The sequence below is a fragment of the Mycobacterium sp. NTMscope_Eco_3 genome, from assembly GCF_976985685.1.
The window spans coordinates 5,489,132-5,503,218 of the sequence record NZ_CDRJYZ010000001.1 but is presented as its reverse complement, the minus strand read 5'-3'; the positions used below and the strand labels follow the sequence as shown (position 1 = coordinate 5,503,218).

Below are 14,087 nucleotides of genomic sequence, written 5' to 3'. Positions count from 1 at the left end.
TGAGTACAACCCTCACAGCGGCAGGGGTTCGGCACGTTCAAGCGCGAGGGCGTTTCGCAAGAATTTACCGCTAATCGCGGCGCCGCCCTGCGCGTCACCTATCGGCGGCCGGCCATCGTTTTGCTCGCCCCACGGTGAGTGAGTACTCTCTCACCGTGCTGACTGGGCCGGGTCGAGGGCGTGACCGCCTGCTTTCCGCGGCGTTGCGGCTGTTCGCCGCCAAGGGGTACGCGGCCACGTCGGTGGCCGACATCCAGCGCGAATCGGGCCTGGCGCCCGGCTCGGGCGCGCTCTACAAGCACTTCGGCTCCAAACGCGAGTTGCTCGAGGCCGCGGTCGCGCACCGGATCGACAGCATCGTGGCCGCGCGAGAGCAGTACGACGCGGGACAGCCGGGCAGCGTCGAGCAAGCGGTGCGCACCGCCGGCCAGCTGATCTGGAGCAACCTCAAACACAGCGAGGATCTGCTCAAGGTCATGCTGCGCGAGCCCGACGAGCTCGGCGACCTCGACGAGAAGACGTGGCAGGTCATCACCGACAACGCCTACCAGCGCTTCGCCGATGAACTGGCCGCGTCGAATCGCTCCGGCCGCACCAGCATCCCCGACCCCGAAGCGGCCGCGGCCGTCGCGATCGGCTCGCTGTCCTACGCGGCGACGCTGCAAGCGCTCACCGGCCGCCTGCCGGGAAACACCGACGAAGAACGGTATTTCGAGGCGTGGGTCAACCAGACGGTCAGCGTCCTGGCCCAGTACGCCAATCCCCGAAATCCTTTGCACACCAATGATTCAGGAGACCAGCTGTGACGTTTTCACTACAACTGTCCGACGACGTGATCGAAGTCCGCGACTGGGTGCACCAGTTCGCCGCCGACGTCGTCCGGCCCGCCGCCGCGGAATGGGACGAGCGCGAGGAAACACCGTGGCCGGTGATCCAGGAGGCCGCCAAGGTGGGGCTGTACTCCCCCGACCTGTTCGCCCAGCAGGCGGCCGAGCCGACGGGCCTGGGCATGCTGACGGTGTTCGAGGAATTGTTCTGGGGCGACGCGGGTATCGCCCTGTCCATCATGGGCACGGGGCTCGCCGCGGCGGCACTGGCGGGCAACGGCACTCCAGAACAGCTGGGCCGCTGGTTGCCCGAGATGTTCGGCACCGCTGACGAACCCAAGTTAGGCGCGTTCTGTTCGTCCGAGCCGGACGCGGGTTCCGACGTCGGCGCCATCCGGACGCGGGCGCGCTACGACGAGGCGACCGGCGAGTGGGTCCTCAACGGCACCAAGACCTGGGCGACCAACGGCGGCATCGCCAACGTGCACATCGTGGTGGCGTCGGTCTACCCCGAGCTCGGCACGCGCGGGCAGGCGACCTTCGTCATCCCGGCGGGCGTCAAGGGCCTGGCGCAGGGCCAGAAATTCAAAAAGCACGGGATCCGCGCCTCCCACACCGCCGAGGTGGTGCTCGACAACGTCCGGCTGCCCGAGGACCACATCCTCGGGGGCCGGGAGAAGTTCGAGGCGCGCATCGCCCGCGTCAAATCGGGTGCGTCCGCCCGCGGGCAGGCCGCGATGAAGACGTTCGAGCGCACCCGGCCCACCGTCGGCGCGATGGCCGTCGGCGTGGCCCGGGCCGCCTACGAGTACGCGCTCGAATATGCCTGCCAGCGTGAGCAATTCGGCCGCAAGATCGGCGAATTCCAGGCCGTGGCCTTCAAGCTGGCGGACATGAAGTGCCGCATCGACGCCGCCCGGCTGCTGGTGTGGCGCGCGGGATGGATGGCCCGCAACAACCAATCCTTCGACTCCGCGGAGGGGTCGATGGCCAAGCTGGTGGCCAGCGAGACCGCGGTCTACGTCACCGATGAGGCGATCCAGATCTTGGGCGGCAACGGGTACACCCGCGACTATCCCGTCGAGCGGATGCACCGCGACGCGAAGATCTTCACCATCTTCGAGGGCACCAGCGAGATCCAGCGCCTGGTGGTCTCCCGGGCGCTGACCGGGTTGCCTATCCGGTGACGGCCGCCGTGTGACGCGCCGCGCGGCCCGCGGCCCGCGCCGGGTGGGGCACGCGACATGATGGCGGCATGGCTACCGAGATCCGGGTGCTCGACAGCGAGGACGACCTCATCGCCGCCGCGAACGTGTTTCGCACCGCCATGGTCGGGTTTCCCCCGCTTGCGGGTCTCGCGCCCGGCCAGATCACCACGCTGCTCGAGGCGGGCCGCACCGTCGGGGCATTCGCCGACGGCCAGCTTGTCGGCACCGCCGACGCCGTGACGAGTTGGTTGACGCTGCCCGGCCCGGCGATCGTGGGGCACGCCGCCGTGACCCACATCGGGGTGCTGCCGTCGCACACCCGGCGTGGCATCGCCACCGAGCTGATACGTCACCAGTTGGGCGACTTCGCAGCGCGCGGTGAGGTGGTGGCGACGCTGCGGGCCTCGGAGGCGACGATCTACGGACGCTACGGCTACGGCGTCGCGAGCTCGTCGCAGTCGGTCGAGGTCCAGACCGCGCGGGCGGCGCTGCGGCGCGATGTCGGGACGGGCGGTCGGGTGCGCTTGCTCGACACCGCGCAGGTGTGGGACGTGCTGCCCCGCATCTACGCCGAGAACCGTCCCGCTCGTCCGGGAACCATCGACCGCCCGCCGGCGTGGTGGCAGGGCGTGCGGCTGCGCACCGAATCCACCGCGGGGGCCGCGTATGTCGCGGTGCACGGCGAGCCGGGATCCGAATCCGGCTTCGTCCGGTACCGCCCGATCGACACCGAGCGGTGGTTCGTCAGCGACCAGCGCACCATCGTGGTCGAGGATTTCTTCGCGCCCACCACCGAGGCCTACCTCGGGCTGCTGCGATTCCTGCTCGGACTCGATCTGGTTGACCGCGTGCTGTTTTGGATGCTGCCGCTCGACGATCCGCTGCCGTGGCTCCTCGACGACCGGCGCGCCGTGCGGGTCACCGCCGTGCACGACGAAACCTGGCTGCGCATCATCGATGCGGAGGCGGCGCTGACCGCCCGCAGCTACGGCGGCGACGGCGCGGTCACCATCGCGGTCAATGACCCTCTGCTACCGGCCAATTCGGCGCGGTTCGCCATCGCGGGCGGCGGCGCGGCGGTCACCGACCGGCAACCCGACCTCACCGTCGACGTCGAGGGGCTCGCCGCCGTCCTGCTGGGCGGGGCCACGTGGCGCGAGCTCGCCGCGGCCGGGCTGGCCCGCACCGACGATCCGGCGGCGCTGGCCGTGGCCGATCGACTGTTCGCCGTGCCCGAGGCGCCCCACGCCGGGTTCTACTTCTGAGGGCGAGACTGAAGCGCATGATCGTCGTCATCGGCGCCGGGATATGTGGTCTCGCCGCGGCCTACGAGCTCTCTCGGCTCGGTCACGACGTGATCGTGCTGGAGCGCGGGCGCGCCTTCGGGGAGCAATCCGCCGGGCTGGCGCGGATATTCCGGGTCGCGCATCGACGCCCGGCGCTGTGCCGGTTGGCGCTGGCGGCCCGGGCGGGCTGGCAACGTTGGGAATCCGAGTTCGGCGCGGGGCGACTGCTGGGCTCCGAGGGCTTCATCGCCGCCGGCTCCCGCGACGAGATCGCGGCGGCCATGACGTCGGCCGGCGCGCGGTTCTCCCGGCTCGACCGGGCCGAAATCGCGGCACTGCTTCCCTTCGCGGTGGTGCCTTGGGAGACAGGGGTTTTCGATCCGCTGGGCGGCAGCCTGCGCATCCGCCGCGCCCTGGGCGCGTTGGCGCACCGCGTCACCATCCGGAACGCGGAGGCGCAGTCGGTGGCCGACGACGGCGCGACGACGCTCACCGACGGCACCGTGCTGCGCGGTGACCGGGTGCTGATCTGCGCGGGCGCGCACACCCCAGACCTGTTCGGCCCCCTCGGGGTTGACTTCGTCCCGCACACACGGTTCACCTATCGCGGCGCGGACGCGACCGGCGCGGCGTGCCTGTCCGCGCCCGAGGGCTACGGATTGCCGCTCGGCAGTACGGGCCGGTGGGCGTTCGGCCAGGAGGTGGCGGACCCCGCGACCGTGCGCGCGCTGTTCCCGTCGCTCTCGCCGGTCGACCAGGTGGACTGCGTCAGTGTCCGTGCCCCGTGGCTTGATTCGGGCGGCGACGGCTGGACCGTGGCGCGGCGTGGCCGCGTGCTGGCATTCGTCGGCAGCAACCTGATGAAATTCGGTCCGCTGCTCGGTGAACTGCTGGCGCGGGCCGTGTTGACTGACGAGGTGCCCGCGGAGTTGCTGCTGGATTAGTCCGGCGGCAACCCTGCGGGCCTTGGCATCTGTGGACTCCAAACCGTAAGAGCGGCAATGGAACCCAGACCGGCGGTCGGGTCGGTCAGCCGTGCGGCGCCTCGGAGATCTTGGTGTCCGGCTTTCCGAGCGTCTGGCAGTACGTCGTCACCGACAGCCGCGTTGCGGAAATCTCCACATTGCTCGGGTCGGCGCCGCTCTTGTCCTTGAGCATCTTGCTGACTTCGTCGTTCTGCTTCTTCTCGTCCTGCGTGGTGAAGTCTTTGCACTTTGTGTCGCCGCCGGTGTTGATGACCTGTGAGGCCGAACATGCGCCGGACAACAAGGCGGAGATCGCGATCGTGGCTGCCGCAATGTACTTCATCGTGTGCCTTCCTGGGTGCGAGTAGTGGTATCAGTACACCAAATCCGCTGATTTCAAACCCCTTCACACCGCGAAGTCCGGGCCCGCGGCGGAGGCGTGATCGCGTCCACCGGGAATAACCACCCGGGTGGCGTCGCGTTCTACGATCGTCGGGCGCGCGCACGTTGGAGGGGGAGAAGACCGGTGATCTCGTCGAGCGTGCGCAGCGGCCGCAACCGCCGACTGCGTCCGGGCCGGGAAGCCGCCCCCGCCCGGGCCCTGTTCATCAGCGTGTTGGCCCTGCTGCTGGCGACGGGATGGGTCGCCAATCACTTCGTCGGGTTGATGCCGGTGATCAGCGAGCACGAACACCTCAGCGCCGCCACCCTCGACGGCATCTTCGGCATCTACGCGCTCGGGTTGCTCCCCGGATTGCTGATCGGCGGCCGCACGTCGGACGCGTGGGGCCGTCGCCCGGTGGCGCTGGCGGGGGCGGCCGCCGCCGTGGCGGGGACGGTGGCGATGCTGCTGTCCCAGCACACCGGCGCGCTGCTGTCGGGCCGCCTGGTCGTCGGGCTCGGTGTGGGCCTCGCCATCAGCTCCTGCACCGCGTGGGCTTCCGATCTGAGAGGCCCGGCCGGCGCCGCGACCGCGGGAGCGGTGCTCACCGCCGGCTTCGCCATCGGGCCGTTCGCCGGCGGGGGCTTTGCCTGGGCCGGGCACTCCGGCATTCGGGTGTCGTTCGCCGTCGCCGCCGCCATTGTGGTGCTGGCGTCGTGTGCCGTCATCGTCGCGGCCGAGCCCGGCGAGCTGACCGGGCCGGCACCGGCCGCCGACAGGGCCCCGGCGGCACCGGCCACGCAGGGCGTGTCGCGGGCCCTGAGTTGGGCCATGCCACTCGCACCGTGGGTATACGCCTCGGCGACACTGGGATTCGTCACCATCCCCACCCGGCTACACACCGCGCTCGCGGCTCCGATCGCGGCGGGCACGGCCACCCTGATCGTCAACGGGGTCAGCGGGGTCGTTCAGGTGCTGGCCCGCACGCGCCGCTGGGGCCCACAGACCGGCACCGCCGGTGCGGTTCTGGCCGCACTCGGCTACGTGATGGCCGCGACGGCGCCACCGACCCTGACGCCCGTGCTGGGGCTACCGCTGTTGGTGATCCTGGGGTGCGCGTCGGGCCTGTGCCTGCGCGAAGGCCTGATCGATCTCGAGGCCGCGGCGCCGCAGCACCTGCGGGGCGCTCTGACCGGGGTGTTCTACGTCGTCACCTACGTCGGCTTCGCCCTGCCGCTGTTGTTGGCGACCGTCGACCCTGGCGCCGCGCTGGCGATCCTGTCCACCATGGCGGTATTGGCCTTGGCGACGGCGGTCGGCAGGGCGGCGCGGCTACGACGAGATAGTCACCGCCAGAACTGATTCGGACCCGTCAGCGTCGGCGCTCACAGCAGTTGGCGCAGCGTCTCGATCAGCTTGATCCGCTCGGCCGTCGTCGACGCGATGGGCGCCACGTTCAGCGTGGTCACCCCCGCCTCACGGAAGGCGGCCAGGCGTTCCTTGACGAACTCCCGGGTGCCGATCAGGTTGACGTCGCGCACCAGATCATCGGGCACCACCTTGGCGGCGCCGTCCTTGTCACCGGCCAGATAGAGCTCCTGGATCCGGTCTGCCTGCGGGCCGTACCCGTACTTGGTCGCAAGGGTGTGATAGAAGTTCTTGCCCTTGGCGCCCATCCCGCCGATGTACAGGGCGAGGTGTGGTTTGACGAATTCCCTTAGCGGCTCGACGTTTTCGCCGATGGCTAGTACGGGTCCGGCATAGATGCCGAGTTCGCCCAAGGCGGGGTCCCGCTTGGCCCGGCCGGCGGCCAGGGACGCCCCCCACACGTCCTGCGCCTTCTCGGGCAGGTAGAAGATCGGTTGCCAACCCTCGGCGATCTCCGCCGCCAATTCGACGTTCTTCGGCCCCAGCGCGGCTACCAAGATCGGAATGCGCTCGCGGACAGGCCGATTGATCAGCTTGAGGGGCTTGCCGAGGCCGGTCCCCCGGTCGGGAGGCAGCGGGATCGTATAGTGCTTCCCCTCGTGCTGCACGGTCTCGCGTCGCCACACCTGGCGACAGATGTCGATGACTTCGCGCGTCCGGCCGATCGGGGCGTCGTAGGGCACTCCGTGGAAGCCCTCGATGACCTGCGGGCCGGACGCGCCCAGGCCGAGGGTGAACCGGCCGTCGGAGACGTAATCGAGACCGGCCGCGGTCATCGCGGTCAGGGTGGGCGTCCGGGTGTAGAGCTGCAGGATGCCCGACGCCAGCTCGACCCGTTGTGTGCTGGCCGCCAGATAGCCGAGCGCGCTCACCGCATCGAACGAATACGCTTCGGGGACAAAAACAATGTCCAGTCCGGCGCGTTCCAGGTCGGCCACTTCGGCGGCCACGTCCTTGAAACCGCCCGCATAATTGATGCTCAATCCAATCCGCATGGTCATTACTTCTACGCGTTCCCGGATTGATCGGCCAATCCGAGCGCCTCCCGCTGAATGCGGTCGAACTGGGCCCCCATCGCCTCCGACAATGCCGTCGCGCCCGACAGCGGCCGCACCATCACCATGAACTCGTCGATCAGTCCGTCGTCGTTGAAATGCAGGAAGTCGCAACCGGTGATCTTCACTCCGGGCGCCCCGACAATCCCGGTCTCGAACACGAGGGCGTGGTCGCGGCCACCCGTGTCATGAATCTCCCGGATGTAGCGGAAGTTCTCGAAGACGCGCAGCACGCCGCGCAAAATCGCCGCGGTGATCGGCTTGCCGACATACGGCTTGAACGCCACCGGGCTGGTGAACACCACCGCGTCGGCCAGCATCGCCTGGATGGCCTCTTCATCGCGCTCTTCGACGGCCTTGCGGAACGGGTGCATCGGCGACCTCGCATAGTCAACTTGTTGAGTATTGAGGTTGACGCTAGGGTCCGCCTCGCCGGATGTCCAGGGTGCGATTAATCACTTTGTTGACTAGTCGCATCGTTGTACGATCGGCCGATGTCACTGCGTGACGCGGTGTTGGCCGCCCTCCTCGAGGGCGAATCGTCGGGGTACGACCTGGCCAAGGGTTTCGACGCGTCGGTCGCGAACTTCTGGCCGGCCACCCCGCAGCAGCTGTATCGCGAACTGGATCGACTCGCCGACCAGGGCCTCATCCGAGCGCGGGTCGTGCGCCAAGAACGCCGGCCCAACAAGCGGATGTTCTCCCTGACCGGGGCCGGGCGCGACGCGATCCGGCACTTCACCGCGAAGGCGCCGAAACCCTCGGTGATCCGCGACGAGCTGCTGGTCAAGGTTCAGGCCGCCGACGCCGGCGACATGGCAGCTGTGCGCGAGTCCATCCTCGAACGACTGCAATGGGCGAGCGCCAAAGTGCAACGCTACGAACGGTTGCGGGCGCGAATGATGGACGGCCGCGACGAAGACAAGTACCTGGCCCAGGCCGACCGAATCGGCCCCTACCTGACGCTGATCCGCGGAATCTCGTTCGAGCAGGAGAACATTCGCTGGGCCGAGCACGCCCTGGCCATCATCGAACGCCGCGGGTCGGCCGACACGGCGAAGGCCGCGCATTCGCGGCGGGGCCAGGCCGGCACGCGCCGGTGAGTCCTGGCCTCGGGAAGAGGTTCAGCGTTCGCGGACCGCGGTGAAGAACTTGGTGCGCATCAGCCGATCGAAGACCACCGGCAGCTCGTGGAACGGCCGTCCATACTCGGTGGCCGCCTTTTCGACCAGGTCCACGCTGGCGACACGCCAATGCCGCTGGGCCAGAAACTCTTTGGAGTCCGTGCGGGCATCGTCATACCACAGGTCGGCGACCGGTGGCTGACCGGTGTCTTGGCTGATGGTGGGGACGTTGTTGGCGAATTCCTGGACTTCGCCCGGCGCCGGACCGAGCTCGGCGGCTATGTGGCTCCCGGGCGCCGACAACTCGTGCAGCTTTTCGAAGAGCGCATCCTGGGCCGCCCCAGGCAAGTACGGCAGCAGGCCCTCGAGCGCCCACGCCGTCGGTCGGCCGGGGTCGAAGCCGGCCGAGATCAGCTCGCCCGCCCAGTCGTCGCGCAAATCGGTGGCCACCGTGACGCGCCTCGTCGACGGCACGGCGCCCTGCCGGTCGAGGACCCGTTGCTTGAAGTCGAGCACCCGAGGCTGATCGACTTCGAACACCGTATGACCCGCGGGCCATTCCAGTCGGTACGCCCGGGAGTCCAATCCGGCCGCCAGGATCACCGCCTGGCTCGTCCCCGACCGCCCGGCGTGAACGAAAAACTCGTCGAAGAACCGCGTCCGCACCCCCACCCACTGCGCGTTGAAGGCCGCGGCGCTACTCATGTCGGCGTTGTCAACGGCCGCAATCAGATTCGGCTCACCGGAGGCGGCGACGAAGCCGGCGGCGAAGTCGTCGTTCGCCAACGGCGGCTGCAGCCCGGCGTCGAGGGCCCGCGCCGCACACACCGCCAAGGCGGTGAAACCGACACTTGTCACGATATCCCAGGTATCGCCGGCGCTACGGGCCACAACAGGCTCCCCTCAATCATCGATCAGGACATAAAAGATTCGTTCGCACAACTAACGATACTGTACGCCGCGGCTCGGCCGGGCGCATCGTCGCTGACGATCCCGGCGTTAGCCTGAGGAATGACCGATTACCGCTCGCCCTCGACCGGCCGGACAGTGCGTGCCGTTCTGTTCGATACGTTCGGAACGGTCGTCGACTGGCGCTCCGGGATCGCCGCCTCGGTGCGGCGTTTCGCGCAGCGCCGGCACATCAGCCTCGACCCGGACGCGCTCGCGTTGGAATGGCGGAGCCGATACCTGCCCTCGATGTCCGAAATCCGTTCGGGCCGACGGGAGTTCGTGTCGCTGGACGTTCTGCATCGAGAGAACCTCGTCGCATCGCTCGAGAAGTTCGGCATCAGCGCCGACGCGCTGCCCGGCGACGAAGTGGAGGCGCTGGCACGTTCGTGGCGCTGGCTGCCACCGTGGCCGGACAGCGTCGAGGGCATCGAGGCCATGAGGCGGCACGTGATTGTCGGGCCGCTGTCCAACGGCAACACCGGACTGCTGGTCGAGATGGCGAAGTACGCGGGCCTGCCGTGGGACGTGGTACTCGGTTCCGATGTCAGCAGGGCCTACAAGCCCGACGCCCGCGCGTACCACACGCCCGCGCGTCTGCTGGGTCTGGAACCCGGCGAGGTGATGCTGGTGGCGGCGCACACCGCAGACCTCGAGGCGGCCCGCAGCAGCGGCCTGGCGACCGGTTTCGTCGCGCGCCCGCAGGAGTACGGACCGGGCCAGGCGGCGGACCCGGCGCCCTCGGGCGCCTGGGACGTCGCGGGCGCGTCGCTGGTCGAACTGGCGCGGTCGCTGTTCGGCGCCGCCGGCGCACCGTGAGGCAGGGCCGCGCCGTCGAAGGGGTTGCGCGATGGCTACTTCCAGGCAAAAACCGGTTGTTCCAGGCCGTCGACCGGGTCGTGGCGGCCTTCCAGCCCCAGCCACCGCAGCTGCAGGAGCACCGCCCCGGTGGGTGCGTGGATCAGGTCGCCCCCCAGCGGGATCTGCACGACGGGTCGCGGGCTTTCCGGGATGGCGATGAATCGCGGCGAATCGTCACGTTGCAGTTGGTGCAGGCCCACCCGGTACACCGCGACCACCTCGTCGGGCGACGGGCGCGGATCCAGGCGGCCCCCTCCCCAAATGACCACCGGCGTAATGACATATCCCGACCGGGTCGGGTAATCGTCGAGCAGACCAAGCACGGTCGCCTCGGACAATTCGATGCCGACCTCCTCGCGCAGTTCCCGCAGCGCGGCCTCGACCGCGGTCTCGCCCGGGTCGAGGCGGCCACCGGGAAGCGCCCACTGCGCGGCGTGCGAGGTGAGTCGAGAAGCCCTGCGGCACAGCAGGAAAGCCGCACCGCCCGACACGTCGACCATGCGCCCGTCGAGGCCGGTCGCCGGCAGCCCCCGATCGGCGTTCCAGTCGTCGACCGGTACCGGATCCACCCTGTCCTCCCCGACGTCGGAGTCGACGAGCACCACCGCCACGGCGGCGTGCCGCTTGGCCGGATCGGCCACGATTCGGCGCTCATGACCGGCCAGATTGTTCCGGATCCGCTCGCGTAGTACCTGGTCATAGGGGATGGTCACCTCTCGAGACTAGGCCGCCGCGCTTGGGCGGCGTGCTTGGTCCCCGCCCGCCACCAGTGGTTAACTGCGAGCATGCGACGACAACCCCTGCTGGCCCGGCGCTTCTTCGATCGCTACGAGCCGGTGCATGCGGTGACGTATTTCGCGCCGGAGGCCCGGGCGGCGTTGGACGCGTTGGGTTACCGGGGTTTCTGGATCGGCTATTTCGCGGCCCGCTCGGCGCCGCTGGGCATGGTGCCGCGGGAGGTGGTGACCTCGGTCTTCTACAACTTCGCACCCGAACGGGTCGCCAAGGCGCTGCCGGCGGCGTGGGAGATCGCGGGTCCGCGAGCCGCGTTGCAGGCACGCCAGGAGTCCGCGGTCGCGGCGCTGCGCCGCTACGGCCTGAGCCCGGACGAAAACGTCCGCGTGGCAGCCGAACTCGCCGGGAAGGCGGCGCGCCACGCGCCGCTCGATGCCCGCCCGTTGTTCGCCGCGAATCTGGCGCTGCCCTGGCCCGACGATCCCCTGGCCGCGCTGTGGCACGCTACGACGCTGTTACGCGAACACCGCGGAGACGGGCACGTCGCGGTGCTGGCCGCGGCCGGCATCTCCGGGCGCGAATCCAACGTCTTACATGCCGCGGCGGGCAACGTCTCACGCGACTACATCGCCCGCACCCGCGATTACGACGACGAGGCATGGCGTCATCACGAACAACGCCTCGCCGAGCGCGGGTTGCTCGACGATGCCGGAACGCTGACCGCCGCGGGGCGCGAACTGAAGGACCACATCGAATCGAGGACCGACGCGCTCTCCTTGTCGGCGCTCGACGCGCTCAGCGATGACGAGGTCGAGAGGCTGTTCCGGGCGCTGTCCCCCATCACCCGCGCCGTGGTCGCCGCCGGCGATATCCCCGCCGCGACTCCGATGACGTTGCGTCGCGACGAATTGCACGACGACGACGCGCATTTGGTGGGCCGATGAGCGCCCAGCGAGTGCCCGGCGGGGTCGTGCACAAGCTGCCCGCCGACCTGCGCGAGACGTTGATCGCCAACGCCGCCGCGCTGTCCGCCTGGAACGACATCACGCCGTTGGCCCGCAACGAGTTCATCTGCTGGGTCGAGGACGCCAAGCAGGAGGCGACCCGGGCGCGCCGTATCCCCCGCACCCAAGAGGAGTTGGAGGAAGGCAAACGCCGGCCGTGCTGCTGGCCGGGCTGCAAACACCGCGAGCGCACCGGGAAATAGGCGCCCGCTAGCGTCCTAGCGGTTTGTAGAAGACCAAGCCGTTGCCCTTGTTGTCATAGACCACGGCGCGTCGCTCGTGGGCATCGTCGTAGGGGCCCTTGACGATGCCACCGCCGCTGGCCTCGACAGCCTTCGCCGCGGCGTCGACGTCCGCGGTCTTGATGCCGACGACGACCTGCCCGGGGATGGGGTGGTCCACCGAGGTCGCCAGCGCCAGCGTGACCGGGCCCGCATCGAGGGCCGCGAAGTGCGCCCCGTCGCGGAACTTCAGCGGCATGCCCAGGGTCTCGCTGTAGAACCGGATCGACTCGTCCAAGTCGTCGGTCGACAGGATGATCATCTTTGCCTCGTGCTCGCTCATGGCGCCTCCCTATGGCCGGATCGCTACCAGCCTAGGCGGGCAGGCATCCCGGCGAGCGTCAAGGACCAGCTCACGCGGCGCCGGACGAAACCGGTTGGCCCTCAACGTAATCCATGGGCGGCGCCTCGCCATGCCCCGCGCCGCGGTAGGCCACCGCGGTCGCCAGCGCCGAACCACCTTCGATGGTGCCCACCACAACCACCCGGTCGTTGACGGTGAATTGCGGTGCCGCGACGGCCGATTGGCTGCCGCGATGGGAGATGACGGTGGTGTCCGGGGTGAAGCGATACGTCCGGGTGTACCCGTCGGCGCTCCGCATGGTCACCGAGTCCACCGTCACGGCGATCACGGTGCCCTCCTGCTTTACCGGCTGCGAGACGGTCGGCGGCCCCACATCGGCGATCACGGTGCGCTTGTCGGCATGAACCCCGTTGAGCACCAACGCCGTCAGGCAGGCCCCGCACAACAGTGCAGCGCACACGATCTCACATGCCTTCGCCACACCGGACAGCCCGCGCCGCTGACCACGATCGGTGTGCGTCGAGGTTTGCTCCAGCGAGTCCGGCATTCGGTGTTTGGCAGCCACGATCCGTCCTTCCTGCGGCTTGCGCCGAAAGGACATCGACACCGACCGAATCAGGTTGTTGCCGTGGAATTACCCGCCGTGCTATGCCGGTAAACCGGGCCGTGCCCGACGGGTGAGGTGAGACGCGGGAGTCAGCCCTTGGTCAGCGTGAACTGCGCGACGTCGGTGTAGCCCTCGCGGAACAGGTCCGCGCAGCCCGTGAGGTACTTCATGTACCGGTCGTAGACCTCTTCGGATTGAATCGCGATGGCCTCGTCGCGGCGCGCCTCGAGTGCGGCCGCCCAAGTGTCGAGGGTGCGGGCGTAGTGCAGGCGCAGCGGCTGGACCAGCTTCACCCCGAAGCCGGCACGCTGGGCGTGCTCCACGACGCCCTTGGCCTGCGGAAGGTCCCCGCCCGGGAAGATCTCGTCCATGATGAATTTCATGAAGCGCAGCTTGGTCATGGTGATGGGCAGCCCGCGCTCGGCGAACTCCTCGTCGCTGGGCTTGATGATGGTGTGCAGCATCATCACGCCGTCCGCCGGGAGCGCCTCGTAGGCCGTCTTGAAGAAATCGTTGTAGCGGTCGCGCCCGAAGTGCTCGAAGGCGCCGATCGAGACGATGCGGTCGACTTTTTCGTCGAACTGCTCCCAGCCCTGCAGCAGCACCCGCTTGGACCGCGCGGACGGATGGGCGTCAAGGCGGCGCTGCACGTGCGCCTGCTGATTGCGGCTCAGCGTGAGCCCGACGACGTTGACGTCATACCGCTCGAGGGCGCGGACGATGGTGGTGCCCCAGCCACACCCGACGTCGAGCAACGTCATGCCCGGCTGCAATCCCAGCTTGCCCAGCGAGAGGTCGACCTTGGCGACCTGCGCCTCTTCCAGCGTCATGTCCTCGCGCTCGAAGTACGCGCAGCTGTAGGTCCGCGTCGGATCCAGGAAAAGCGCGAAGAACTCGTCGGACAGGTCGTAGTGCGCTTGTACGTCCTCGAAATGCGGTTCCAAGCTGACGGCATCGCCGGGATTTTCGGACAAGGCACAACCTCTGACTTATTCATATCGGGTTCAATGGCGCGATCGAATCGATCGCCGCACGGACGCCCCAGTGTATCCGGCCGGCCCACCGCGCCCTC

At 68.8% G+C, this 14,087-nt stretch carries 17 protein-coding genes; 9 read left to right on the top strand and 8 right to left on the bottom strand.

Features of this window, described 5'->3' with window-relative positions:
• Nucleotides 1-155 precede the first annotated feature (155 nt).
• The 4 genes from AC0KTM_RS25655 (at nucleotide 156) to AC0KTM_RS25640 (ending at nucleotide 4,265) form a co-directional block, all read left to right on the top strand.
• The gene (locus AC0KTM_RS25655) at nucleotides 156-806 is read left to right on the top strand and encodes a TetR/AcrR family transcriptional regulator (RefSeq protein WP_225327805.1); all 651 of its coding nucleotides are present in this window, start codon (nucleotides 156-158) and stop codon (nucleotides 804-806) included.
• A complete protein-coding gene (locus AC0KTM_RS25650) occupies nucleotides 803-2,014 on the top strand; it encodes an acyl-CoA dehydrogenase family protein (RefSeq protein WP_338341725.1) in 1,212 nt (403 codons plus the stop codon). Before AC0KTM_RS25655 ends, AC0KTM_RS25650 begins: the two co-directional genes overlap by 4 nt.
• 68 nt (nucleotides 2,015-2,082) lie before the next feature.
• Entirely contained in the window at nucleotides 2,083-3,300 is a 1,218-nt protein-coding gene (locus tag AC0KTM_RS25645; protein ID WP_472417023.1) for a GNAT family N-acetyltransferase, read from the top strand.
• Between the two features lie 17 nt (nucleotides 3,301-3,317).
• The gene (locus tag AC0KTM_RS25640; protein WP_238955480.1) at nucleotides 3,318-4,265 is read left to right on the top strand and encodes an NAD(P)/FAD-dependent oxidoreductase; all 948 of its coding nucleotides are present in this window, start codon (nucleotides 3,318-3,320) and stop codon (nucleotides 4,263-4,265) included.
• A gap of 85 nt (nucleotides 4,266-4,350) precedes the next feature.
• Here the strand turns inward: AC0KTM_RS25640 and AC0KTM_RS25635 are convergent, their stop codons facing one another.
• Nucleotides 4,351-4,629 carry a hypothetical protein gene (locus AC0KTM_RS25635; RefSeq protein WP_225327801.1) on the bottom strand — a complete coding sequence of 93 codons (279 nt, stop codon included), beginning with the start codon at nucleotides 4,627-4,629 and terminating at the stop codon, nucleotides 4,351-4,353.
• Nucleotides 4,630-4,812: 183 nt separating this feature from the next.
• Between AC0KTM_RS25635 and AC0KTM_RS25630 the strand changes: the two genes are divergently transcribed.
• Nucleotides 4,813-6,030, top strand: a complete 1,218-nt coding sequence (locus AC0KTM_RS25630) for an MFS transporter (protein ID WP_225327800.1) — start codon at nucleotides 4,813-4,815, stop codon at nucleotides 6,028-6,030.
• A gap of 23 nt (nucleotides 6,031-6,053) precedes the next feature.
• Here the strand turns inward: AC0KTM_RS25630 and AC0KTM_RS25625 are convergent, their stop codons facing one another.
• Nucleotides 6,054-7,091 carry an LLM class F420-dependent oxidoreductase gene (locus AC0KTM_RS25625; protein ID WP_238955478.1) on the bottom strand — a complete coding sequence of 346 codons (1,038 nt, stop codon included), beginning with the start codon at nucleotides 7,089-7,091 and terminating at the stop codon, nucleotides 6,054-6,056.
• An 11-nt stretch (nucleotides 7,092-7,102) separates the two neighbouring features.
• A complete protein-coding gene (locus AC0KTM_RS25620) occupies nucleotides 7,103-7,525 on the bottom strand; it encodes a nuclear transport factor 2 family protein (RefSeq protein ID WP_238955475.1) in 423 nt (140 codons plus the stop codon).
• 120 nt (nucleotides 7,526-7,645) lie between these two features.
• On the opposite strand from AC0KTM_RS25620, the gene AC0KTM_RS25615 reads away from it, so the two are divergent.
• Entirely contained in the window at nucleotides 7,646-8,254 is a 609-nt protein-coding gene (locus AC0KTM_RS25615; RefSeq protein ID WP_238955473.1) for a PadR family transcriptional regulator, read from the top strand.
• 21 nt (nucleotides 8,255-8,275) lie between these two features.
• On the opposite strand, the gene AC0KTM_RS25610 is transcribed toward AC0KTM_RS25615, so the two are convergent.
• Nucleotides 8,276-9,166 carry an SAM-dependent methyltransferase gene (locus tag AC0KTM_RS25610; protein WP_238955472.1) on the bottom strand — a complete coding sequence of 297 codons (891 nt, stop codon included), beginning with the start codon at nucleotides 9,164-9,166 and terminating at the stop codon, nucleotides 8,276-8,278.
• Nucleotides 9,167-9,286: 120 nt separating this feature from the next.
• Between AC0KTM_RS25610 and AC0KTM_RS25605 the strand changes: the two genes are divergently transcribed.
• On the top strand, nucleotides 9,287-10,042 hold the full coding sequence (locus tag AC0KTM_RS25605; RefSeq protein WP_238955469.1) for a haloacid dehalogenase type II: 756 nt from the start codon (nucleotides 9,287-9,289) through the stop codon (nucleotides 10,040-10,042).
• Between the two features lie 35 nt (nucleotides 10,043-10,077).
• Here AC0KTM_RS25605 and AC0KTM_RS25600 read toward each other — a convergent pair whose 3' ends face one another.
• Entirely contained in the window at nucleotides 10,078-10,797 is a 720-nt protein-coding gene (locus AC0KTM_RS25600; protein ID WP_238955467.1) for an NUDIX hydrolase, read from the bottom strand.
• A 72-nt stretch (nucleotides 10,798-10,869) separates the two neighbouring features.
• Here AC0KTM_RS25600 and AC0KTM_RS25595 point away from each other — a divergent pair, with 72 nt between their 5' ends.
• Together AC0KTM_RS25595 and AC0KTM_RS25590 are read left to right on the top strand one after the other, a co-directional pair.
• Nucleotides 10,870-11,763: an SCO6745 family protein gene (locus tag AC0KTM_RS25595; protein WP_472417021.1), complete on the top strand. Its 894-nt coding sequence runs from the start codon at nucleotides 10,870-10,872 to the stop codon at nucleotides 11,761-11,763.
• Nucleotides 11,760-12,026, top strand: a complete 267-nt coding sequence (locus AC0KTM_RS25590) for a YdeI/OmpD-associated family protein (RefSeq protein ID WP_472417019.1) — start codon at nucleotides 11,760-11,762, stop codon at nucleotides 12,024-12,026. Before AC0KTM_RS25595 ends, AC0KTM_RS25590 begins: the two co-directional genes overlap by 4 nt.
• A gap of 7 nt (nucleotides 12,027-12,033) precedes the next feature.
• Here AC0KTM_RS25590 and AC0KTM_RS25585 read toward each other — a convergent pair whose 3' ends face one another.
• From AC0KTM_RS25585 to AC0KTM_RS25575, 3 genes are all read right to left on the bottom strand, one after another.
• Nucleotides 12,034-12,387, bottom strand: a complete 354-nt coding sequence (locus AC0KTM_RS25585; protein ID WP_136245367.1) for a VOC family protein — start codon at nucleotides 12,385-12,387, stop codon at nucleotides 12,034-12,036.
• A gap of 70 nt (nucleotides 12,388-12,457) precedes the next feature.
• Complete coding sequence (locus AC0KTM_RS25580) at nucleotides 12,458-12,973, bottom strand: hypothetical protein (protein WP_472417017.1); 516 nt, start codon at nucleotides 12,971-12,973, stop codon at nucleotides 12,458-12,460.
• A 131-nt stretch (nucleotides 12,974-13,104) separates the two neighbouring features.
• Nucleotides 13,105-13,989: a cyclopropane mycolic acid synthase family methyltransferase gene (locus tag AC0KTM_RS25575; RefSeq protein ID WP_238955461.1), complete on the bottom strand. Its 885-nt coding sequence runs from the start codon at nucleotides 13,987-13,989 to the stop codon at nucleotides 13,105-13,107.
• Nucleotides 13,990-14,087: the final 98 nt, after the last annotated feature.

Bases quoted from the DNA above. Each gene is read 5' to 3' on its own strand.
- AC0KTM_RS25645 (WP_472417023.1), top strand. From the start codon at position 2,083: ATGGCTACCGAGATCCGGGTGCTCGACAGCGAGGACGACCTCATCGCC.
- AC0KTM_RS25640 (WP_238955480.1), top strand. From the start codon at position 3,318: ATGATCGTCGTCATCGGCGCCGGGATATGTGGTCTCGCCGCGGCCTAC.
- AC0KTM_RS25635 (WP_225327801.1), bottom strand. From the start codon at position 4,629: ATGAAGTACATTGCGGCAGCCACGATCGCGATCTCCGCCTTGTTGTCC.
- AC0KTM_RS25625 (WP_238955478.1), bottom strand. From the start codon at position 7,091: ATGCGGATTGGATTGAGCATCAATTATGCGGGCGGTTTCAAGGACGTG.
- AC0KTM_RS25620 (WP_238955475.1), bottom strand. From the start codon at position 7,525: ATGCACCCGTTCCGCAAGGCCGTCGAAGAGCGCGATGAAGAGGCCATC.
- AC0KTM_RS25615 (WP_238955473.1), top strand. From the start codon at position 7,646: ATGTCACTGCGTGACGCGGTGTTGGCCGCCCTCCTCGAGGGCGAATCG.
- AC0KTM_RS25605 (WP_238955469.1), top strand. From the start codon at position 9,287: ATGACCGATTACCGCTCGCCCTCGACCGGCCGGACAGTGCGTGCCGTT.
- AC0KTM_RS25595 (WP_472417021.1), top strand. From the start codon at position 10,870: ATGCGACGACAACCCCTGCTGGCCCGGCGCTTCTTCGATCGCTACGAG.
- AC0KTM_RS25590 (WP_472417019.1), top strand. From the start codon at position 11,760: ATGAGCGCCCAGCGAGTGCCCGGCGGGGTCGTGCACAAGCTGCCCGCC.
- AC0KTM_RS25585 (WP_136245367.1), bottom strand. From the start codon at position 12,387: ATGAGCGAGCACGAGGCAAAGATGATCATCCTGTCGACCGACGACTTG.